The sequence below is a fragment of the Cyclobacterium sp. 10D3-21 genome (assembly GCF_055809755.1).
Window position 1 is genome coordinate 2,705,066 of record NZ_CM147924.1, and the last position, 23,160, is coordinate 2,728,225.

17 protein-coding genes and 2 tRNA genes are annotated in these 23,160 nt (G+C 38.6%); 11 read left to right on the forward strand and 8 right to left on the reverse strand.

The annotated features are described in order from the left end of the window. Positions 1 to 303: 303 nt before the first annotated feature. The 4 genes from AC0L7T_RS10945 to AC0L7T_RS10960 all read left to right on the forward strand — a co-directional run bounded on the left by AC0L7T_RS10945 (position 304) and on the right by AC0L7T_RS10960 (position 6,008). Positions 304 to 2,433, forward strand: coding sequence for a catalase (locus tag AC0L7T_RS10945; protein ID WP_473342673.1), 2,130 nt, complete (start codon positions 304 to 306; stop codon positions 2,431 to 2,433). A 309-nt stretch (positions 2,434 to 2,742) separates the two neighbouring features. After that, complete coding sequence (locus tag AC0L7T_RS10950) at positions 2,743 to 2,955, forward strand: hypervirulence associated TUDOR domain-containing protein (protein WP_473342674.1); 213 nt, start codon at positions 2,743 to 2,745, stop codon at positions 2,953 to 2,955. Between the two features lie 306 nt (positions 2,956 to 3,261). Beyond that, positions 3,262 to 4,629 carry a hypothetical protein gene (locus AC0L7T_RS10955; protein ID WP_473342675.1) on the forward strand — a complete coding sequence of 456 codons (1,368 nt, stop codon included), beginning with the start codon at positions 3,262 to 3,264 and terminating at the stop codon, positions 4,627 to 4,629. Between the two features lie 134 nt (positions 4,630 to 4,763). Continuing rightward, positions 4,764 to 6,008 (forward strand): dipeptidase, encoded by a 1,245-nt coding sequence (locus AC0L7T_RS10960; RefSeq protein WP_473342676.1) that lies wholly within the window; start codon positions 4,764 to 4,766, stop codon positions 6,006 to 6,008. A 179-nt stretch (positions 6,009 to 6,187) separates the two neighbouring features. Here AC0L7T_RS10960 and AC0L7T_RS10965 read toward each other — a convergent pair. Then, a tRNA-Asp gene (locus AC0L7T_RS10965) sits at positions 6,188 to 6,261 on the reverse strand. A gap of 576 nt (positions 6,262 to 6,837) precedes the next feature. After that, positions 6,838 to 6,911: transfer RNA gene (locus AC0L7T_RS10970), tRNA-Asp, on the reverse strand. Positions 6,912 to 7,691: 780 nt separating this feature from the next. On the opposite strand from AC0L7T_RS10970, the gene AC0L7T_RS10975 reads away from it, so the two are divergent. Continuing rightward, positions 7,692 to 8,417 (forward strand): VIT1/CCC1 transporter family protein, encoded by a 726-nt coding sequence (locus tag AC0L7T_RS10975; protein ID WP_473342677.1) that lies wholly within the window; start codon positions 7,692 to 7,694, stop codon positions 8,415 to 8,417. 368 nt (positions 8,418 to 8,785) lie between these two features. On the opposite strand, the gene AC0L7T_RS10980 is transcribed toward AC0L7T_RS10975, so the two are convergent. The 4 genes from AC0L7T_RS10980 to AC0L7T_RS10995 form a co-directional block, all read right to left on the reverse strand. Continuing rightward, the gene (locus AC0L7T_RS10980; protein ID WP_473342678.1) at positions 8,786 to 9,622 is read right to left on the reverse strand and encodes an alpha/beta hydrolase; all 837 of its coding nucleotides are present in this window, start codon (positions 9,620 to 9,622) and stop codon (positions 8,786 to 8,788) included. A gap of 219 nt (positions 9,623 to 9,841) precedes the next feature. Next, positions 9,842 to 11,011 carry a 6-bladed beta-propeller gene (locus AC0L7T_RS10985; RefSeq protein ID WP_473342679.1) on the reverse strand — a complete coding sequence of 390 codons (1,170 nt, stop codon included), beginning with the start codon at positions 11,009 to 11,011 and terminating at the stop codon, positions 9,842 to 9,844. A 7-nt stretch (positions 11,012 to 11,018) separates the two neighbouring features. Then, positions 11,019 to 12,596 (reverse strand): phosphoenolpyruvate carboxykinase (ATP), encoded by a 1,578-nt coding sequence (pckA, locus tag AC0L7T_RS10990; RefSeq protein ID WP_473342680.1) that lies wholly within the window; start codon positions 12,594 to 12,596, stop codon positions 11,019 to 11,021. Positions 12,597 to 12,879: 283 nt separating this feature from the next. Continuing rightward, positions 12,880 to 13,716, reverse strand: a complete 837-nt coding sequence (locus AC0L7T_RS10995) for a 1,4-dihydroxy-2-naphthoyl-CoA synthase (RefSeq protein WP_473342681.1) — start codon at positions 13,714 to 13,716, stop codon at positions 12,880 to 12,882. A 113-nt stretch (positions 13,717 to 13,829) separates the two neighbouring features. On the opposite strand from AC0L7T_RS10995, the gene AC0L7T_RS11000 reads away from it, so the two are divergent. Further along, on the forward strand, positions 13,830 to 14,894 hold the full coding sequence (locus tag AC0L7T_RS11000) for an AMP-binding protein (RefSeq protein WP_473342682.1): 1,065 nt from the start codon (positions 13,830 to 13,832) through the stop codon (positions 14,892 to 14,894). Continuing rightward, a complete protein-coding gene (locus AC0L7T_RS11005; RefSeq protein WP_473342683.1) occupies positions 14,888 to 15,319 on the forward strand; it encodes a DUF2141 domain-containing protein in 432 nt (143 codons plus the stop codon). The genes AC0L7T_RS11000 and AC0L7T_RS11005 overlap by 7 nt, the downstream gene beginning before the upstream one ends. A gap of 298 nt (positions 15,320 to 15,617) precedes the next feature. On the opposite strand, the gene AC0L7T_RS11010 is transcribed toward AC0L7T_RS11005, so the two are convergent. Continuing rightward, complete coding sequence (locus AC0L7T_RS11010; RefSeq protein WP_473342684.1) at positions 15,618 to 17,345, reverse strand: phospho-sugar mutase; 1,728 nt, start codon at positions 17,343 to 17,345, stop codon at positions 15,618 to 15,620. Positions 17,346 to 17,544: 199 nt separating this feature from the next. Between AC0L7T_RS11010 and AC0L7T_RS11015 the strand changes: the two genes are divergently transcribed. Further along, positions 17,545 to 17,967, forward strand: a complete 423-nt coding sequence (locus AC0L7T_RS11015; RefSeq protein WP_473342685.1) for a hypothetical protein — start codon at positions 17,545 to 17,547, stop codon at positions 17,965 to 17,967. Positions 17,968 to 18,266: 299 nt separating this feature from the next. Here AC0L7T_RS11015 and trpS read toward each other — a convergent pair whose 3' ends face one another. After that, complete coding sequence (gene trpS, locus AC0L7T_RS11020; protein ID WP_473342686.1) at positions 18,267 to 19,241, reverse strand: tryptophan--tRNA ligase; 975 nt, start codon at positions 19,239 to 19,241, stop codon at positions 18,267 to 18,269. A gap of 71 nt (positions 19,242 to 19,312) precedes the next feature. Between trpS and AC0L7T_RS11025 the strand changes: the two genes are divergently transcribed. The 3 genes from AC0L7T_RS11025 to AC0L7T_RS11035 all read left to right on the forward strand — a co-directional run bounded on the left by AC0L7T_RS11025 (position 19,313) and on the right by AC0L7T_RS11035 (position 23,156). Further along, positions 19,313 to 20,410, forward strand: coding sequence for a DUF1573 domain-containing protein (locus tag AC0L7T_RS11025; protein WP_473342687.1), 1,098 nt, complete (start codon positions 19,313 to 19,315; stop codon positions 20,408 to 20,410). 178 nt (positions 20,411 to 20,588) lie between these two features. Continuing rightward, complete coding sequence (locus AC0L7T_RS11030; protein ID WP_473342688.1) at positions 20,589 to 21,560, forward strand: tryptophan 2,3-dioxygenase family protein; 972 nt, start codon at positions 20,589 to 20,591, stop codon at positions 21,558 to 21,560. Positions 21,561 to 21,563: 3 nt separating this feature from the next. Then, positions 21,564 to 23,156 carry an NAD(P)/FAD-dependent oxidoreductase gene (locus AC0L7T_RS11035; protein WP_473342689.1) on the forward strand — a complete coding sequence of 531 codons (1,593 nt, stop codon included), beginning with the start codon at positions 21,564 to 21,566 and terminating at the stop codon, positions 23,154 to 23,156. Positions 23,157 to 23,160: the final 4 nt, after the last annotated feature.

The following is a 23,160-nucleotide window of genomic DNA, read 5'->3' on the forward strand; positions in this document are numbered from 1 at the left end:
CTCTCAAGTTTTATGTCATAGAGATCAATTCGAACAATGGAATCATAAACTGTTTAACAAAGCTGTTTTTTTAATTTTTTTTGAAATAAATAAAAGACTATTTAACTTAAAACAAAAGATTGATTTTGATAGAGCTAACATATAAATCTTTTGAGCTATACTTTATCTTATTGCCATACTAGATTTGATTTCTTAAACCTGAGGGGTGAAATAAAATTTCTAGCTTATTTTCCAAGATTATATTTTGGAATGAAATAGATTGTTTATTGCATGTTTCGGGTATAACCCTTTTAATATACAATCATGAAAAATAAGGAACAACAAACAGCAAAATCTGAACAATTAAAGAAATTCACAAAGGACCCTACAGACCAGGCATTGACCACCAGGCAAGGAGTAAAAGTGAATGACACAAACAATTCATTGAAAGCGGGAGTTAGGGGGTCTACACTACTGGAGGATTTTATTATCCGGGAAAAGATTACAAGTTTTGACCACGAACGAATTCCAGAGCGAATTGTACATGCCAGAGGCAGTGGAGCGCATGGGTATTTTGAGTTGTATGACAGCATTAGCCAATACTCAAAGGCAGGTATATTTACAGATACAAATAGAAAAACGCCTGTATTTGTAAGGTTTTCAACTGTTGCCGGTTCCAAAGGATCAACTGATCTTGCAAGAGATGTTCGTGGTTTTGCCGTGAAATTTTATACAGAAGAGGGAACCTGGGATTTGGTGGGCAATAACATGCCGATCTTCTTTATTCAGGACGCCATGAAGTTTCCTGATCTTATTCATGCAGTGAAGCCTGAGCCCAACAAAGAGATACCTCAAGCGGCCTCGGCCCATGATACTTTTTATGACTTCATATCGCTTACGCCGGAAACCTTACACAATCAGATTTGGGTAATGAGCGATAGGGCCATTCCGAGAAGCCTTAGAATGATGGAAGGTTTCGGTATTCATACTTACCGCTTGGTCAATGAAAAAGGGGAAGCTCATTTTGTAAAATTTCACTGGAAACCAATGTTAGGTGTGCATTCAGTTACCTGGGATGAGGCAACAAAAATAAGTGGGGCAGATTCTGATTTTCACCGAAGAGACCTTTGGGATGCGATTGATTCCGGACAGTTTCCAGAATGGGAGCTAGGGGTTCAAATCGTACCAGAGGCAGATGAACATAAATTTGATTTTGATCTGTTGGATGCCACCAAATTAATACCGGAGGAGATGGTTCCTGTAAAAATCATCGGTAAAATGACTTTGAACAGGAACCCTGAGAATTTTTTCGCAGAAACAGAACAGGTGGCCTTTCTACCAGGAAATATTGTTCCAGGCATTGATTTCACCAATGACCCCTTGCTTCAGGGACGATTGTTTTCTTACCGTGATACACAACTTTCCAGATTGGGAAGTCCTAATTTCCATCAAATACCAATCAACCAACCAGTGGTCAAGACCCATCACAACCAGCGTGACGGGCATATGCAAACAGAAATACCCAAAGGACAAACTGCTTATTTTCCCAATACCTTAGGTGGTGGATGTCCACATCTCTCTAAAATTGCAGAAGGGGCCTTTTCTTCTTATGAGGAAAGAATAGATGGGAAAAAAATAAGGGCCAGAAGTGAAAGTTTCAATGATTTCTTTTCTCAGCCAGCTCTTTTCTATAGAAGTTTAGCAGAATGGGAAAAAAGTCATGTGGCCAATGCCTATTCCTTCGAATTAGGAAAATGTAACCACAAGCATATCCAAGAAAGGATGTTGTGGATGATTGCGCAAATTGATAATGAATTGGCTGAGGAAGTTGCTGGTAATTTAGGATTGAGCGTCCCTGATAAAATAGAACAACCCATTAATCAAGCGATAGGAGCAGATGCAAACGTTGAAGATTATCAGCCGGGACCTAAAAAGAATTACCTTGATAAATCAGCTCCATTAAGCCAAGCCAATACTAAATTTGACAGTATAGCTACGCGCAAGGTGGCTGTTTTGGCAGGTGATGGGTTCAATATGGATGATTTTAAAGCCATGAAAACTGCTTTGGAAGCTGGAAATGCTACCGTAAGTATAGTTGCGCCACATGGTGGTACAATCAAGTGTGACTCCGATATGGATCATCCTGTTGCTGCAAGTATCACCACCACTGAAAGTGTGTTGTATGATGCTGTTTATATTCCAGGGGGGCAATCATCTGTCGACGCCTTGTTGAAAAATGCCAAGTTCAAAAAGTTTATTAATGAAGCTTTAAAACACTGTAAAGCCATTGCTGCAGACAACGAAGGGGAAAAGTTTTTGAACGAAACCTTCGTGAAGGATTTTAAGGGGGATAAAGCGGTATTGATCAATGCTGAACCTAAGGCCTTTATAAAGGCCATTGCTCAACATAGAAATTGGGACCGAATGAAAAAGACTGAAGGAATTCCTGTCTAGTTCATTTGAGATTAAGATTGTACTAATGGCAAGGTTTCCTGATGGGTTTTTCCACTTCTATTCAAATTGGAAATACTTATTCGGGAAATTTTGCCTTTGTTAAAGGTTGTTAACCATTGATTCCAAATACTTTATAAATTAAGGGGCTAAATGGTGTTGGCTGAATGGAAAAGTTACCTTCTTGGTTCTTTATCCAATTGTAGTAATATGGTTCAATAATCAACCTTGTATTGGATATTTTTTGATTTTTATGGCATTGGTTCGTGATAAATAGTGTCGAATGATTGATTTAATATAGATTTATTAAAAATGGGACATAAATTTAAAATAGGAGATGAGGTTACATGGAACTCGGAGGCTGGACATGTATCAGGGGCCATCATAAAAGTGCATACAGCTGATTTTGATTATAAGGGGTATACCCATCATGCCAGCGAGAAAGCACCTCAATATGAAATAAAAAGTAGCAAGACGGATCATATTGCGGCCCATAAGGAGCAAGCTTTAAAAATGAAAACCTGAACACCAATATTTAAGGTCTTTTAAAAGTGTGATACAATACAGTGGGACCAAAAAAATGACTTAAAAGTACTATTAACATCGAAATAGCTAATTTATTCCTAGATTTTATCAAGGGGTAAATTAGCTATTGTTTATTTCGGGTTAAAAGTATTTGGAGCAAGTTTTGAAATGAGAATTTTGATTTATTCAATCGAAACATCCAATTCAAAGGAGTAGTCTATAAAACCAATATTAAATTAATTGTTTAGATTTAACGTTAATGATAGGAATTCTAATTCCGATTTAACCACTGAAATCTTAAACATTATGTCAAAGAAAAATGTCGAAATTCCCGACGAAACAGGAGATTCATTTCCAATTACAAATACTATTGATGCTAATCCCCTCTATACAAGGCGCGAAATGCTTGGAATGGCCAGTATGGCAGGATTGACGGCTCTGGTTGGCTTTCCAATTAGTTCTTTTGCGCAGCCTGCACAAAGCCGCCCTCGAATTGCAGTGCTTGTTAGCTATTGGGGTGCTACAAGATCTCATGCAGACTGGATCGTAACCAAGCTTATTGACGGTTATTGGTGGCAAGGAGCATATACCAAGTCCCGGGTTGAAGTTGTCGGTTTATACCTGGATCAACATGATGAAAGCGTTCTGGGTCAGAAAGTAGCCAAAGCGAAAGGTATTCCAATATTTAAGACAGTTGGGGAAGCAGTAACCCTAGGCGGAAAAGAATTGGCTGTGGATGGTGTTGTCATTGTTGCAGAACATGGGGATTACCCAAAAGACCTTAAAGGGCGTTGGCTCCTGCCAAGATGGAGGATCTACCAACAGGTTGTAAGGGTGTTCGAAGAGAGTAAACGCGCTGTTCCAGTTTTTAACGACAAGCATCTCTCCTACGATTGGGATGAAGCAAAGTGGATGTTTGACAAATCCCGGGAGTTAAATTTCCCTTTGAATGGGGGCTCCTCTATACCAATCTATTATCGGAAACCTGAGAAAGAACTCGATATGGATACGCCATTGAAGCATTCAATCGTGGTTGGAGGTGCTTCCGATGAGGGCGGTATTTTTCATTGTATTGATGTGCTTCAGGCTTTTGTAGAGCGGCGAAAGGGAGGCGAAACAGGTGTTAAATCAGTACAGTCCATTCGTGGGAAAGAAACATGGGAATGGGTCGAGCGCAATTCCTGGGCCAGCCAGTTGCTTGATGGAGTAGCGGAAGAATTTGAACTAAAACCGGGTCACTTTCAAGAAAACGATCGAGCAAATGTTTGTATCGTAGAATACAACGATGGAACGAAAGCGGCCGTAATCTCAGGAAGAGATGTCGGTTGGACTTTTGCCGGAGAAATCGAAGGGCAGAATGAACCTACGATTATCTCTATGTTAGGTTGGGCTGGTCCTTTTGACCAGTATCATGCTTCCAATGCCCAACCACATTGGATTACTGAGATGATGGTGACCAAAAAGGAACCATTCAATGCAGAACGTTTGCTGCTGTCAACCGGAATAACAAACCACTATGTGGAATCCAACTGGGAGAATGGTCGCTATTCTGCAGTCGGTCGCCGTATCGAAACGCCGTACATGAACATGAGCTACCGTACAACCCGTGGCCCTCAATTCAATACAGGAGAGCGACCACCTTCTCGTCCCTACATCCGAGGGTTTGATCAATAGGTACGAGCCATATGTATTTAAAGAACCATAATTATTTAATAGGTGTTTCCTGAAGGCAGCCTGTTTGCCTTTCTCGAGAAATCAATTGTAATTATTTGCAGCAAAAAAAATAGAAATAATAAAAGCATATATAAATGAAACGCCGAAATCTTATTAAAGGCTTAACATTACTGCCAATAGCAGGAAGTGTATTGCCACTACATTCTTTGTTAGCAGACTCTACTAGAAGTAAGAAGCTTCTAGTGACACCTCAGGATAAATTTATGCCTAAGTTGCATCGTGAAGCCTTTGTGATGGACGGACATGTACATGTTATGACCCGTGAGTTGCTGATGAATACTGATATTGGTCAAAGATATTCTGACGGAACAGTTGATTTACCAAGGGCTAAAGAAGGCGGGTTAGATGCCATGTTTTTCACGGTTTATACTCCTGAGCATTATTACCCTGGACGGTTTGAGATAAAGAACACATTCCGTGTTATAAATCTTGCGCTAGATCAGATAAAAAATAACAACTCGGTAATTGAATTGGCGCTTAATGCTAAAGACATTAAACGAATCAATAAGAAAGGTAAAATGGCTGCTTTTCTTGACTTAGAAGGTGGGTTTGACTTGGATGGGGATATTAATTTACTTAGGGCACTTTATCGCTTAGGTTTAAGGTCCATACAACTTACCGCACACAATACCACAAATGCGTTTATAGACACATGCAACGATGTAAGTCGATGGGGGGGGATAAATGATCTAGGGAGAAAGATTATCGCTGAAATGAATAACCTTGGGATGGTTATTAACATAGCCCATGCATCCAATGATGCCATCCTACAAACTGCCGAGGCGAGTAAACATCCGATAACCTACAGTCATGGCGGTTTTTACGGTATAGTCCCTCATCCGCGTTGTATTACCGACGAGGCGGCAAAAGCGGTGGCATCAAAAGGGGGCGTGATCGGGATTCACTTTGGCAGTTTATTTAACAATCCTAAATACTGGGCTTGGCAAACAGCCCCTAAAGAAACTACTCCCGAATCAGTGAAGGAATCAACCTCCATGAATACAATTGAAGAGGTTGATGATGCAGTAAGGAAAGAAGTTCCGCTGGTCTTCAATGGCACCATTCCTGACGAATATTGGATGCATGTAGACCAGCTGGCCAAAGTAATTGACTATGGGGTGAATTTAGTAGGAGAAGACCATATGGCGCTGGGTTGTGATTTGGATGGAGGACCTGAATTGCCACGAGAAATTAAAGACATCAGCGATTATCCACAAATCACCATGGCGATGCAAAGACTGGGTTATAGCGATCAGCGAATCAAAAAAATTCTTGGTTTGAACTGGCTCCGTGTGATTAAAGAAGTGACGGGGAGCTAAAATGAGATTATCAATTGATGGGCCCTAGGCCTATCAATTGCATTCCGAGGATTATTGCTCTGGTGAAGGAAGTGATTTAGGTATTCCTTGTGGATTTTTTTGAAGTCTAATCTCATGACCCCTAAAGTAAAACACCAACCCATAAAAGCTAAAAGATTAGCTAATTTGGGTTGGTGTTGCGGAATGGACGGGACTCGAACCCGCGACCTCCTGCGTGACAGGCAGGCATTCTAACCAGCTGAACTACCACTCCAATATTTTTATTCTTAAGTTTCGATCCAGCGACCTTCCCGACGAGTCGGGACATTCTAAGCAGCTGAACTACCACTCCAATATTTTTATTCTTAAGTTTCGATCCAGGGACCTTCCCGACGAGTCGGGACATTCTAAGCAGCTGAACTACCACTCCAATATTTTTATTCTTAAGTTTCGATCCAGGGACCTTCCCGACGAGTCGGGACATTCTAAGCAGCTGAACTACCACTCCAATATTTTTATTCTTAAGTTTCGATCCAGCGACCTTCCCGACGAGTCGGGACATTCTAACCAGCTGAACTACCACTCCAATATTTTTATTCTTAAGTTTCGATCCAGCGACCTTCCCGACGAGTCGGGACATTTCTAACCAGCTGAACTACCACTCCAATATTTTTATTCTTAAGTTTCGATCCAGCGACCTTCCCGACGAGTCGGGACATTCTAACCAGCTGAACTACCACTCTGTTTTTTTTAGTTTATTAGTCTTCGTTTGAATTGAAACAAAGACTAATAAAATGTTTGATCTTAATATCTAAGCAAAAAAAAGCCTTGGAAAACCAAGGCTTTTTAGCGGAATGGACGGGACTCGAACCCGCGACCTCCTGCGTGACAGGCAGGCATTCTAACCAGCTGAACTACCACTCCGTTTTTTTGTTTGTTTATTACTCCTCGTTTGAAGTGATACAAAGGTAGAAGAATGTTTGTTTTTTTACAATAGTAGGGCGAAAAAAAAGAGATCATTTGCTTTATCGCTTTCATATTCAAGGAGATTAATTTTAATTTTGATTTTTCAATCCTACTCCAATATCAATAAGTGCCTATTGGATGCCTATCATCCGTTGCAGTTTTTTGAAAAATGTAGCTATTTAAGTTCAGTCTTCTTATTTATATGGTTCTTGACCGTATTTGTAGAAGCTATAGAAAAGAATTTTGGTAGCAAACTCTTGACTTGTGGACAGCCCAAAGTATTTTGGTTTCAGGAATAAAATAAGGGCGTTTAAACTTTACCAATCTTGAAAAGCTCTTTGTTTTGTAGCGATTTAAAAAGAGTGCAGGTGAAGATTACCTATTTCCAACGATGGCAAAGGTTGACCCAATGCATTGAAAAGGTTAGTGGGCCCTCTCTATTCATGCAGAAAATACATAATAGTGCTGAATTTTTTGCCTCGCAAGAGGTGTTGCTCCGTTTTAAAAACTGACTTTGAATCAATATTTGGAACAAAAACAATTGACCTAAATGAAATTATGCGGTGGTTATTAAATTGGATGGTCCTTTTTATATCGGTTTAAAAGAATCATTCGGTACAGCTGTTTAACATTTTCCATGTTAACTGATTTTTTGTAAATTCAAAACGCCTCGTGAACGCATTCACTTTGACTTGGCCATAAAACATATATTAATTGGGGAAATAAAATAGACATATTTTGGAAGAATCAGTTTTGCATCAGGAGTTACCTTTTTTTAAAAATCTTCAGGATTACCTTAGGGAATTTGTTTATGGAGGCATAGATGGCGCCGTAACCACTTTTGCGGTAGTTGCAGGAGCAGTAGGGGCGAGTTTGGATCCTATGGTAATTATTATTTTGGGCTTTGCCAATTTATTTGCAGATGGATTGTCCATGTCCATTGGAGCCTATCTTTCTTCCAAATCAGAAAAAGAGAACTATCAGAAACATAAAAATATTGAATATTGGGAGGTAGACAATCTTCCAATGAAAGAACGTGAAGAGATTGTCACTATTTATAAAGAAAAAGGTTTTGAAGGAGTGCTTTTGGAAAAGGTGGTTGATGTAATTGTTTCCGACAGAGAGCGATGGGTAAATGAAATGATGAAGGATGAACTCAATTTGATTGAAGAAGTAAAGAGTCCTTTTAAAATTGGGCTAGCGACCTTGATTTCTTTTGTAGTTGTAGGTTTTATTCCACTTATAGTATACGTGTGGGATTACTTTTATGAAGCTAATTTTGATGTGTTTTTATGGACCTGTCTGCTCACTGCAGTGGCATTTATATTGGTGGGGACATTGAAAAGCTGGGTCAACCAAACAGGGATTTGGCAAAGTGTATTAGAGACACTTTCACTTGGTTTTATAGCGGCTATGGTTGCTTATTTTGTAGGAGATGTATTAGAAGCATTGCTTTTAAAATAAAAAAAGAAGCCTTTGGTTACAAAGGCTTCTAGGTGGGTTTATTTTAACCGACTACAGCTATATTTTTGGCGCAATGCCTTACTGAGTAAGTAATTAAATTGTTATGATTTTTTAAACTTAATAAAAACAAATGGAAGCGCAAACATCCTATTAGCTTATCTTTTCGTTAAGTTAAAAAAAAATCAATTATTTTATTATTTGAGTAAACACCAAATTATATTCTATTATTTTTTTTTCAAAAACCATTATTAAGTGTTTTTAATACACTTTTAAAGGGAGAAATTGCGAAATATATCAGGATAAAAATAACTTTTATTTGTATTATATCCTCTCATTGTTTCAGTTGTTAACGATTGATTTGATCACTATTAGTTTAGGGGTAAGAGCGCTATTTTCTTTAAAAATGCTTCCGTTTCTATTAAAGTTTGGTCGTAAATTTCTCGATTTTTAAAATTAAAAAAACCATGTGGCTGCCCTTCGTATAAAATTAATTCGCAATAGCTCCCTAATTTTTTCATTGCTGTTTTATAATACTCAGCCGTAGGCACAGGGATTAATTTATCTTTGGTTCCTACCAAAAAAAGTGTTGGCGGAACACCTTTGTGAAGGTTGTGGAGAGGAGAGACCTCTTTGTACCTCTCTGCCAACCTATCATAACCGTATCCAGCAGGGCCATTGTCTATTACAGGGTTAAATAAGAGCAATGCAACAGGCTTGGAACTGATCTCCCTGTTTTCAAGTCCTTCAAAACCCTGAATTGTGGCTGTTGCCGCTGCCAGGTGGCCACCCGCAGAACCTCCGGAGGCAATGACCTTAGCACTATCCAAGCCCAGCCTTTCCGCATTCTTTTTGACATATTTCATTGCTGCCTTTGCATCTTCAATCGCCTCAAATGGGCTGGTTTGGTGCCGAGAGGAAACCCTGTAATCGACCAAGATGGTTACAAAACCTTTTTGAGAAAAGTGAAGCGCATGTGGTCGAAATTGATCCCAACTTCCAGAAACCCAACCACCACCAAAGAAAAAAACAATGGCAGGTTTGCCTTTCTTTTGTTCGTCCGAGAGGTAGATGTCCATTTTCAAGGTGTCATTTCCTGCTATTTTATAGGTTTCCTCTACATGGTTTTGGGCACTACTTGAGAAGGGATTCAAAAGTATAGTCGTGAAAATTAAAGTGAAGAGAAGGGATTGGATTTTATTTTTCATGTGATTACTGTTTTATGATGGCCACTTAATTTACACAAAGATTTAAATGCATGGTAGACTTTGGCTTTTAAAGGCTAATAAAGGGTGAAACTCTAATCAAAAAATATAGACCAGATAATGTCAATCAACAATTGAACTTATCTAGTCAATAGTAATCTAGGGATTATTTGCCATTAAGTATCGATACTGATTCTTTATTCAGAAATGAATTGATTTCCGCTAAAAAGCAACTTTAAATTTTAAAATTATAGGGTCTTCTTCTTCAGATAATTGCTCAATACTTTGCAGGAGCTTGTCTTCGTATTTACCAAAATAGCTTAAATCCAATGCCCTTTGCCAATCCTTTTGTTGCATTACCTGATAAAAATAACCTCCCGCTGAATAACTGTTGTTCCTGACATTTAACAATGACTTTGTGATTTTTAGTTCTCCGCTACTTCGGGAAATAAACACATCATAAAAAGGAAAGGTCGAAAGGTCTCCCATTTCAAAATTTGGGTTTTTTTCGATACCGTAAGTCATTAATTTCAGGGTGCCTTCACTAAAGTCTATTTGTCCTGTATTAAAGGCGTAGTTTTGAGAAAGCAGGATTTTTTCTATAAATGCTTCTCCTTCCAATTCAAAATCATCAGGCGTTATGCTTTTGTCACCAAAATTCAACGTGATAAATGTCTTAACAGAATCATGTTGATAGCTATAAATGGTGTCTGATAGGCCAAAATTTAACAATTTCCCTTCTTTCATGCTTGCAATCATTCCGGGGTTTAATTCCCCACTATATGGGAGAGATAAAATGGATAGCGTTTTAGCTTCCCCTGATTCTGAATCCACAACATGGAATATCTTTTCACGCGCATTGCCTGGAGGTTCAGAAGAAATCAACCAGCTTTCAGGTGAAATAAGAGACACTGTTGGAACAAAATTATAATCCCCCAACTGAATTTCCTCTTTGAAACCAAACCCAGGTAAGCTGTATTTTAAGATGGACCCTCTTCCTGTACTGATGTAAAGTTCATTATTATTAACAATCAAACCATGTATTGCTGGATATTCCCCAGGGCCCTCTCCCTTCTTGTTCCAGCTCCGAAGGTGATTGCCTGCTAAATCGAATGAATGAATGGAAAGGTCTTTATAACACCTGTTGGCATAAAAAATCCGATCATTGACAACCAACTCGTTTTCATTACAGGAAAGGTTTATCAAAGTGTCTTTTGGAGCCACTAGCGGGATAAACTCAATTTCAGCAACTATGTTATCAAATGGGAGGAGGGAAGTATTGTCAATTAAAAAAGAAGGGGGGCTGTTAGTTTCCCCTTCTTTTGTCTGGCATTGTACCAGAAGCATTCCTAGTATACCAATGATTGCACTGTAATACCTGATTCTTCTCATTCGCTATTTATTTTGGACCTGCTTTGGTAATGTTTCCATCAACCTGGCTTTCAAATTGTTTGAAATTTTCTTTAAAGAGATTGACCAATTTATTTTTTACTTCACGAAACTTATTCTGGTCTTTCCAGGTGTTTTCGGGAATTAGTATTTCACTAGGCACTTCAGGGCAAGTTGTCGGAATCTGAAGATCAAAATCCGCTTCTTTTACAAATGCTACCTTGTCAAAATCCCCATTATGGATCGCATCCAATATGGCACGTGTGTACTTTAATTTAATTCGGGAGCCTACTCCATATGAACCGCCGCTCCATCCGGTATTGATTAACCAAGCTTTTACATTGTGTTTTTTTATTTTGTCTGCCAGTAAGTTAGCATATTTATTTGGGTGCCACATCATAAATGCCGCACCAAAACAAGCACTAAAAGTGGCTTCCGGATCTTTTACACCCATTTCCGTTCCGGCAACCTTGGCTGTATATCCGGAAATAAAGTGGTAGCTGGCTTGTTCTGGACTTAGTTTACTAACAGGAGGCAATACCCCAAAAGCATCGCAGGTCAGAAAAATAATGTTTTTGGGATGGCCGGCGGTACAAGGGATTTTTGTGTTTTCAATATAATCAATTGGATAGGCGGCGCGTGTATTTTGCGTGATTGAAGTGTCTGAATAATCTACTTCTCTGGTCAAAGGGTCGTAAACAACGTTTTCCAAAACTGTACCATAACGAATGGCACCAAATATATCTGGCTCGGCTTCCTCACTTAAATTTATGGCTTTTGCATAACATCCCCCTTCTATATTGAATACCCCTTCTTGGTGCCAGCAATGCTCGTCATCACCTATAAGCTTTCTAGAAGGATCAGCACTTAAAGTGGTTTTACCAGTGCCAGAAAGCCCAAATAGTAAAGAAACATCCTCCTTTTCTCCTACATTGGCCGAGCAATGCATTGATAAAACATCCTGTTCAGGCATTAAATAATTCATGATCGAAAAAATGCCTTTTTTCATTTCTCCAGCGTATTCTGTCCCCAAGATCACAACCTCCTTATTTTCCAGGCTGATTCCTATGCTGGTTTTTGAGGTCATGTCAGTTGTAAAGTGGTTGGCAGGAAATTCTCCAGCATTAAAAATAACATAATCTGGTTCGCCGAAATCTTTTAGCTCTTCAGCTGTAGGCAGGATTAGCATATTTTGCATAAATAATGCATGGTAAGCACGGGTGCAAATAATCCTTACCTTTATCCTGAATTTTGGATCCCATCCGGCATATGCATCTACGACATAGAGATGTTTTCTGGTGTTAAAATAATCAATGGCCCGCTCTCTATTTACCATAAAGGTGTGCTCAGTCATTTCATAATTGACAGATCCCCAGTCGATGTCTTTTTCAGATTCAGGGTGTCTTACTATTCTCTTGTCCTTGGGGCTTCTTCCCGTTTTTTTGCCTGATAAAACCATTAATGCCCCTGTGCTTGAGATGGCAGATCCTTTTTCCAACTTTAAGGCTGCTTCATACAATAATGCAGTTTCACCATTCCTTAAGATATCGGTTACTTTAATCTCGTATTTTTTTAAATCAAAATCCATAATCCTATATTTCTAATTTAGTTCCCATTTGCAATTCCATAAAAATACCAAGAACATGATGGCTAAGCTATGACGAAAGTCATGAAAAAACATAAAAAAACTAATGGTTTTGAAGTTTAAATACCGGGAAATCAATGAAAACAGCCTTGAGTGATACTAAGTCTCTCTAGGCTGTGTTCCATGAATCAAACCCTTCAAATAGGATTGCTTTTTATTTAAATGAAATTGGGAGCTTGTTTGTCCAAATGGATTTATCAAATTTATCTGCACAAAAATGAGCCAATTATGGAATCCATTTAATTTGTTTAAAATTAGGTTTGCGTTTTTGAAGGAATGCATCCCTTCCTTCTTTTGCTTCCTCAGTCATATAGGTTAGCCTGGTTGCCTCACCAGCAAATACCTGCTGACCTACCATGCCATCGTCTGTTAGGTTAAATGCAAATTTGAGCATTCTGATTGAGGTAGGGGATTTTTCCAATATTTCTTGCGCCCACTCAAAAGCGGTGTCCTCCAGTTCGTCGTGTGGCACCACGGCATTTACCATTCCCATCTCAAAAGCTTCTTGAGCGGAATAATTCCGACCTAAAAAGAAAATCTCTCTGGCCTTTTTTTGCCCTACCATTTTGGCAAGATAGGCAGACCCATAGCCCCCATCAAAACTAGTTACATCAGCATCAGTTTGTTTGAAAATGGCATGCTCCTTACTCGCCAGTGTAAGGTCACAAATGACATGAAGACTGTGACCACCACCTACAGCCCATCCTGGGACCACAGCAATGACTACCTTGGGCATAAAACGAATGAGTCGCTGTACTTCAAGTATGTTTAGTCTATGCATTCCATCTTCACCAACGTAGCCCTGATGGCCTCTGGCTTTTTGATCTCCGCCACTGCAGAATGAATAAACCCCATCCTTTGAAGAGGGGCCTTCTGCAGACAATAAAATTACACCGATATTTACATCCTCACGTGCATCTAAAAAGGCATCGTAAAGGTCACTTGTGGTTTGTGGTCGAAAGGCATTTCTAATGTCTGGTCTGTTGAATGCAATTCTGGCCACACCATCACATTTTTTGTAGGTGATGTCTTTGTATTCTTTTACTGTTTTCCAATTGATCATTTCCAGGTTAATTTTTTATTGCAAGTTAACAGGCTAATTTAATTTTGTAAAATTAAGCTTGTGGAATATGGATGACAGGCGATAATTTATTTATTTTGTATAGCAGAAGACCTATGATAACATTCGGAACTACAGTTTTTACACTTAATCAAATACAAATAGGAGATAAAAAACAGCTTTCTCCATTTTATGAGGAAGCATTTGATTTTTGTTTTGAATGGTTGAATGGAAAGAGTGATTTTATCCTTCAAACGTCCGGTTCTACCGGCCCACCCAAAAACGTGTTGGTTTCGAGGACCCAACTTGTTGAAAGCGCAAAGGCTACCAAATTGTTTTTTGGTTTTAAAGAGAGGTGTAAAATGCTTTGTTGTCTGGATACGAATAAGGTAGCAGGAAAAATGATGCTCGTGAGAGCCATGGAGTGGGAGGGTGATTTAAGGGTGATTCCTCCAGAATTGAACCCATTGAAGGATTTTAGAAATGAATTTTTTGATTTCGTTGCCATGGTTCCTTTGCAAATTGAAAAGTGCCTATCCTCCCCTAATGGAACAAAAGCGCTGGAACAAATACACAACATTATTATAGGTGGTGCACCCATTTCTTCTCAGTTGAGGGAAAAGGTTAAGCGTTTACCAGGCAGGGTTTTTCAAACCTTTGGTATGACAGAAACCGTCTCACACATTGCCCTGGCCAACCTAAAAGATAGGGGAGAATTGCTTTATAAGGCTTTACCCGGTGTAGCAATAAAAGTAGACAAGCAAAACCGGCTATTGGTTCATGCACTTATGGGTGGAAATATATGGCTACAAACCAACGATATAGTAAGCCTCCAGAGTGAAAACACCTTTATATGGAAAGGCAGGGCTGATCAGGTGGTCAATTCAGGGGGAGTAAAATTACATCCTGAGGAAATAGCTCTAGAAATTTCAGAATTAATGAACATTTATTTTCCTGATAGATTATTTTTCCTGACCGGTATGGGGGATAAAAATTTGGGGCAATCACTTACGCTTGTCATCCAAGGAAGGGAATTGCCAGGTAAAATTGATTTGTTTTTGGAGGAAGGAAAGACGGTACTGCCTAAATTTCACTGCCCTAAAAAAATCTTGTTTATTCCTAAATTTACTTTAACCTCCTCTGGAAAGATAGATCAATTGCGTACTTTAGCAAAATGTTGAAATATTTGTCTCTTACCCTGATCGCTGTTTATATCGCCATGTCAAGTTTGGTGGAAGATTCGCAGCTTACCATTATTGTAAACCTGGACAAGAATGCAAAAGGCGTAGTACAGATTTTGCTTTTTGATGGAGAGGAAGGATTTCCTGAAGTTCACGAAAAAGCCGTTTCAAAAAATATAGCCAAGGTTGAAAACGGAAAGGCTATTTTTAATTTTGAAAATTTACCTGAAGGAACCTATGCGGTTGCTGCTTTTCATGATGGGGATGCGGATGGTGAAATGAGAAAAACACTCTTTGGAATTCCTAAAGATGCTTATGGCTTCTCTAATGATGCCCGGAGTAAATTTTCTGCCCCCTCGTTTGAAAGCGCTGCCTTTGAACTGACTTCAGGGGAAAATACAATTAGCTTTAGTTTGAAATTATAATGTTTAAAAATCTCCAAATCACGGTTTCGGTCATTGGTCTGATAGCAGCCATTGTATACATTCTTTATTTTTTCAGGGTCATTTACCATCCTTATATACCTACCATATCAGGTGGAATTGTGATATTTTCCTATCTATTTGGTGTTTATGCTAAGAAAAAACAAGAATAGAATACAATAAGCCAGAATATGCAATAGACTGTCTATTGCATATTCTGGCTTATTGACACTAATTATTTGGTTAAGGAAGGCCTATAATATGCCGGTAAAGCAACCGGCATATTTGAAGGTGGTGGTTTTTATTCAAAAAACTTCTTCAAAGCATTAATTTTTCCTTCAAGAGAGGCCTCGGTAGCTCTATAAGCTTCCCTATTGGGTAATTTCTCATTGACAGAGATATAGTATTTGATTTTTGGCTCGGTGCCAGATGGTCTTGCAGAAATTTTACTGCCATCCTCCAGGTAAAATTGGATCACATTGGATTTTTCCAAATCTAATTTCGATTCCTTTCCCTCTATCATGTCGTAGATTTTACTTTCCTGAACGTCCACAATTTTACTAATAGCGATTCCATTTATTGATTTTGGCCTATTGGTTCTGAAGCCTTTCATCAATTCTTGTATTTGCTCGGCACCGTCTTTTCCCTTTTTGGTGATAGAGATAAGTGATTCTTTGTAAAAACCATATTCCATGTATATCTCTGCCAAGACATCGATTATATTCATGTTTTTCTGCTTGTAGTAAGCCATTATCTCAGCGACGATAGCACAGGCAGAAACCCCATCCTTGTCTCTAACAAAATCACCTACCAAGAAGCCGTAACTCTCTTCGCCACCTGCGATAAATTCTTTTTTACCTTCATTGGCAAGTATTACTGCGGCAATATTTTTGAACCCTGTAAGGACATCATAATAGGTGACATCAAAGCCTTTGCTGATTTCTCCTAAGAGACCTGTCGTCACAATTGTACTTACAGTAAATTGATTTCCTGTAAGTCTGCCTTGCTCACGGTACATGGATAGCAGGTAATATATAATAAGTGCACCCGTTTGATTGCCATTTAGTAATTCGTATTCGTTTTTTTCGTTTTTAATTACGGCAGCGTATCTATCCCCATCAGGATCACATGCAAGAACAAGTTCTGCATTTATTTCTTTGGCCAGTTTTATAGATAGGTCTAATGCTTCGGGTTCTTCTGGGTTAGGGTACTTTACAGTTGGAAAATTACCATCAGGCTCTATTTGTTCCTTTACCACATGGATGTTTTCAAATCCGAAAACTTTTAAAGCAGCAGGGACCATTTTTCCCGATGCACCATGTATGGGTGAAAACACAATGGACATGTCTTTTTCTGCCAAATTAGTTAGCGGAGACATGCTTAATTTTTTGACTTCGTTTAAATAGAAAAGATCAAAATCTTTCTCGATAAATTCTTTAAGGGCATCGTTTTTATTCCAATTAACATCATCGATAGACTTGATTTTTAATACTTCTGAGATGATATTTTTATCATGTGGAGACACTACTTGACCTCCATCATCCCAATAGACTTTGTAGCCATTGTACTCTTTAGGGTTGTGTGAAGCGGTTACCATTACACCGCTTTTACAACCATAATGCCTTATCGCAAAGGAGAGCATGGGGGTTGGTCGCATTTCCCTGAAATATTTCACTTTTATGCCATTGGCGGTAAGAACATTAGCAGTAGTTTCTGCAAATAGGGTGTTGTTGATCCGGGAATCATTGGTGATGGCAAGACTGATTTCTTCCCCCGGAAAGCTTGCTTTCAAATAATTAGCCAAACCTTGTGTGGCCATTCCGATGGTATAAACATTTATCCGGTTGGAACCTACTCCCATTAAGCCCCTGAGTCCACCAGTTCCAAATTCTAAATCTTTATAAAAAGAATCGATAAGATCAGTATTGTCTGGAGCGTTTAGCAAGTCCTTTATCTCTTGTTTGCTCTTTTCGTCGATGTTACTATTAAGCCAAGCTTCCGCTTTGTTGATTATGGATGAATCTGTCATTTTTGAAAAAAATTATTTTCGGTTTGAGATTTACGGTCAAAATATAAGCAATTATATGGATTTAGCCTTGCGGAGTCTTTAGATTTTTAATTGCATCAAATTAATAGCATACCTTAAGTACTTTTAATAATTCTAAGTTGGAATATGATTTCATATTATTTACCTTCATGTATTTAAAAATATAATAGTAATAGCTTATATGGATTTTGAAAAATTAGATGTGGAGCTCTCCAAGATCGTAAAGTTGCGAATTAAGTTGAGTGAAATAACTTATGCAGACCCGAATTATGATGACATTGAGGAGGAATTGCATGACCTTGAAGATGATCTGAATGAGGAGTTTGGAGATGAACTGGAAAGTAAACTTGAGGATATTTATGCCACTTTGGTGTCGGACAATGATGTCCTACTTCCTTCTGCGTATTTGGCCAATAAATACGTACCAATGCTACCTGATGCCCGAGGAGTAATCACCTATGATGTTCAGGGTAAAGAGGGTGTTCCAATAGAGTCGGAACAGTTTGATGGTCAGGATGTAAGAATTGTGTTGGTGCCCAACCCAACCAGATTTGTTATGGTTATAAATGGCAGATCGTTAAAAGACCTTTGGAGATCAAGATAAGTACTGTCTTTAAGATTTCTTACAAATGGTAATTGGTTTAAACGGATATTTATCGGTTAGAACTGATTACCATTTTTTTTGCTGAATAATTAAAAAAACACATGCCTTATAATTTTTAACCGGGCTATTGCAATAGCCTCTCCTTTCTATTTTCGGAAGGATTCCATCATTTTATAAAATAGCTATTGCATATCTTGGGTTCAGCAAAAAAAAAATCAGATGTGAACACATCTGATTTTCTGTAGTATCAATTTTTAAATATAATAACCCATTTGAAAGGGGGATTTGAATTCAACAGGCTATCCAAAACCAAGTCGTTTTCTAAGGGTAACCAAAAGCTTGTTGGCTACCTCTCTGGCTTTTTCTTCACCATCCATAAGTTTAGATTCCAGGTCGGGAAGGTTATTCATATAATAGGTAAATTGTTCTCGCTCATTTTGATAGGTGTCCAGTATTAATCCTAACAATTCCTTTTTGGCATGACCATAACCAAAGTTGCCTGCCAGGTATTTTTCTCTCAAGGTGGAAGTTTGATCCTTACTGGCGATTAGCTTATACAATTTATAAACATTACAGACATCCGGATCTTTGGGTTCTTCCAGAGGAGTGCTGTCTGTAATTATAGTATTGACATTTTTCTTTAATTGCTTTTCAGGCAAAAAGATGTCAATATAGTTGTTGTAAGATTTGCTCATTTTTTGTCCATCAGTACCTGGGATAATCATTACCTCATTACTGATTCGGGCTTCAGGAACTTTTAGCAGCTCCTCTCCAATGCGATGGTTAAAGGTGCTGGCGATGTCTCTGGAAATTTCTAAATGTTGCAATTGGTCCTTCCCAACAGGCACAAGATCGGCTCCATATAGAAGAATGTCTGCTGCCATAAGCACTGGGTAAGTAAATAGCCCTGCATTCACATCAGATAAACGATCAGATTTATCTTTAAAGCTATGGGCATTGGCCAACATAGGGTAAGGGGTAAAGCAACTCAAGTACCAGGTGAGTTCTGTTACCTGAGGAATTCTTGACTGCCGGTAAAAAACGGACCTATTGATATCCAATCCAAATGCCAACCAGGCTGCAGCTACGGCGTTGACATTGTTTATCCTCGTCACAGGGTCTTTAATTGTGGTGAGGGAGTGGAAATCAGCTATGAAAATATAAGACTCATTGTCCTCATTTTTGGTTAAGGCTATGGCTGGTTTTATTGCACCCAAAATATTACCTAAATGCGGTTTTCCTGAACTTTGTATACCTGTGAGTACTCTTGCCATTACTGTGTTTTTGACACAAATTTAAGGAATTTAAACAATAATTTGTGGTTATTTTATCGTTATTTGCCATTATGAAGTACACAGTGTTTTTATTAAAAGTCAGTGTTTTTTTGTTTTCCTCTATAGTAGAGGTTAATAGTCAGGAAGTTGAGCTTGGAGGATTGGTTTGGGAAAACAATCTGATAAATATTGGTGCAGTAATGCCAGAGCAAGGAGAGGGGATTGCAGATTTCTATTATTTGAACCAAACTGATTCCAACGCCTATATAAAGGAGGTAATTACAGATTGCGGATGTGCAGTAGTTGCGTATTCTGAGGATACATTAGCGCCTAGTAAAATTGGTCACCTTCAAGTCACCTTTGACCCAGAATCTCGTGGTGGGACTTTTTCAAAAATGATTCTGGTTAAAACCAATGTTAAACCAATGGGCGACTCCTTGTTTATAGAAGGGGTTAATGTCCACTATCCAAACGATCCTGAAACCTATTATAAAGTAAGAAAAGGCGGTTTGGGATTTGTATTTGATCAAAACAATTTAGGTACACTTTATACAAATAAACCTAAATTTAAAGTAGTGGACTTTTATAATTTCAATGATTTTCCTGTTCAGTTGAATTTAAACCAGGATAGTATCCCATCTTATGTTCAAGTTCGAATGGTGCCTTCCGTGGTAGAAAGCAACAGCAGGGGTGTTTTGGAAATTGAGTACGATCCAATTAAAAGAAATGATTTGGGTTTTATTCGCGATTCATTTATGCTCTCTTTTTTATCCGGTGAGCATTTTGAAATACCTGTAAATTTATTAGCAACTATTCATGAGCACTTTGATCCTTTGCCCGTGAGTCAAGTAGATGAGGTACCCAAATTATTAATTGCAGAAATGGAAATAGATTTGGGAAAGATAAGTGCTAAAAATGTGGTTTCTCGAATTTTAACCTTGGAGAATGATGGACCAAAACCACTAAACATTAGAAAGATTGTTACCAATTGTGAATGTTTGATTTTTGATCTTCCTAAAATGGACTTACAAGGTGGGGAAAAAGTTGAACTTGTATTTACCTTTGATCCAAAAGGAAGACGAGGTATTGACCATAAAACCATAACCTTTTTCAGTAACGATCCGCTGACACCTACCAAGACTGTGGTTATCAAAAGCAGGATAAACTAAAATTACAAATCGTGGCTATTTTATGATTCAGGTCATTGTTAGGCTATTTTTGGATTAAAGGGGCCTTGATTCAAAAAAAAACTTATTAATTTGCCTTTTCAAAAGAATTTTTGCTCGCCTTGTACAGAAAATCATTCTCTTTAGAGTATATTAATAAACTAATGCTTCGGCACCTTGCATGGAAAAAAAATATCCCGAGAAGGAAATCGTAGATAAAATTAAACTACTGGAAGAAAAATTCAGGGCTTCTGGACAGGATTTATCCTCTTATTTGGAAGGACTGTTGCATGCGGATTATCTCAATTACTGGGATTATATAAATTTAGATACGCTCCTTACACTACAGCAACCCCGAACATCCTTTAAGGACGAAAAGATTTTTATTATATACCATCAAATTACCGAGCTGTATTTTAACCTTATCCTTTGGGAGATAGAACAAATGGCTGCAGTTGAAAATATTGAGCTGAAATTTTTTAAAGAGCGACTAAAAAGGGTCATTATGTATTTTGACCTATTGATCTCCTCTTTTGCCGTAATGTGGAAAGGCATGGAAAGGGAACAATTTATGAAATTTAGGATGTCTTTGCTTCCAGCAAGTGGTTTTCAAAGTGCCCAATATAGAATGATTGAAATCATGTGTACAGATATTCAAAACCTTGTATATCTGGAAGAGCGGGAAGATTATAAGGACATTAATTTAACGAGTATCGACAGCCTTTTTGATATCCTTTACTGGCAATACGGGGCCAAGGAGTTGGCTACTGGTGAAAAGACCCTAACGCTCAAATCATTTGAAGAAAAGTATGGCGGTGAATTGAAAGAGTTAATATCAAAATTCAGAAAGAACAACTTGTGGAAAAAGTACGTTTATTTAGCAGAAAAGGATGATGAATTGACCAAATTAATGAAAGAACTGGATGAGAAAGCCAACGTCTATTGGCCACTTGCTCATTATAAATCAGCTGTTAAATACCTGCAAAAAAATCCTACAGATATCGCCGCTACTGGTGGCACCAATTGGCAAAAGTTTTTGCCTCCCAGATTTCAAAAAGTAATCTTTTATCCTGAATTGTGGACTGATTTGGAAATCAAGGATTGGGGCAAACGGTGGGTAGAGACTGAATTGCTTGACGTGGTGGAAAAATAGAATATGAAAAAAGAATTGCAGCTGGTGCTCAGCCCTGAGGAAGCCTATGATGAATCATTGTTCCAAAAAATAGCAGCGGAAAAATCAGGATTTTCTGATCAGAAAAACTTAATCATAAGGGCTACAAAAAGATCCATTGATGCAAGAAGCAAAAAGGTTAAAATTAATATAACAGTAGAAGTCTATAGTGGTCAAAGCCCTGAACCATTGATAAATAGTGGTAAAGATTACCCCAATGTTAAAAACAGGGATCCATTAATAATTGTAGGTGCAGGTCCTGCAGGTCTTTTTGCAGCACTTAGGGCCATAGAACTTGGTATAAAACCCATAGTTATTGAGCGGGGAAAAGACGTCCGGGCCAGAAGGAGAGACCTTGCGGCACTGAACAAAGAACATATCGTAAATCCTGATTCTAATTATTGTTTTGGAGAAGGTGGTGCAGGGACTTATTCTGATGGTAAATTATATACCAGATCCAAGAAGAGAGGTGATTTACGGCGTATAATGGAAATTTTAGTCGCTCATGGTGCCAATGAAGATATTCTGGTGGATGCGCACCCACACATTGGTACAAATAAATTGCCCTTGCTAATTACCCGGCTTCGTGAAAGCATTATTGAAGCGGGGGGTGAGGTTTTATTCAATACAAAGGTTACCGACTTCCTTTTAGAGAAAGACAATATAAAGGGCGTTATTACAAGTGAGGGAGAAAAAATCACAGGGATAGGTGTGATTTTAGCTACTGGCCATTCTGCCAGAGATGTTTTTCAGCTCCTCATGCGACAGAAAGTTTTGATAGAGGCAAAGCCTTTTGCCTTGGGCGTTCGAATAGAACATGATCAAAAACTAATAGATAGGATTCAATACCATTGCGATTCTGAGAGGGGCCCATTTTTGCCTGCATCCTCCTATAGTTTGGTGCAACAAACCGTCCTGGATGGAAAGCAGAGAGGTGTTTTTTCTTTTTGCATGTGCCCTGGAGGTTTTATCGTGCCCTCGGCTTCATCACCGGGAGAAATAGTGGTTAATGGAATGAGTCCAAGTAGAAGAGATGGCAAATTTGCCAATTCTGGTATGGTTGTGGCAGTGGAGTTGGAAGACCTACCGGCTTATCAAAAATATGGCCCACTTGCAGCTTTGGTTTTTCAACAGGAAGTGGAGAAGGCTGCATGGGCGGCAGGAGGGGAATCCCAGGTGGCTCCGGCACAGAGAATGGTGGACTTTGTTAATAAAAAACAAAGTGAAGACTTATTAGAAACTTCTTACCAGCCGGGACTAAAGAGTGTGAATTTTCACGATTTTCTTCCTGATTTTATCGCCAAACGTTTGGCCATGGCCCTTCCGCTTTTGGATAAAAAAATGAAGGGGTATTATACCAATGAAGCGCAAATAATAGGTGTGGAAAGCAGGACGTCATCGCCAGTAAGAATACCGAGAAGCAAAGAGGGCTTTGAACACCCACAGATTAGCAGGCTTTATCCATGTGGGGAAGGGGCCGGCTATGCAGGAGGTATTGTTTCGGCAGCCATGGATGGTGAACGATGTGCCGAAAAATTGATTGAAAAGTATGGCAAAACCAGGAATCGTGAGAATTAGGTTT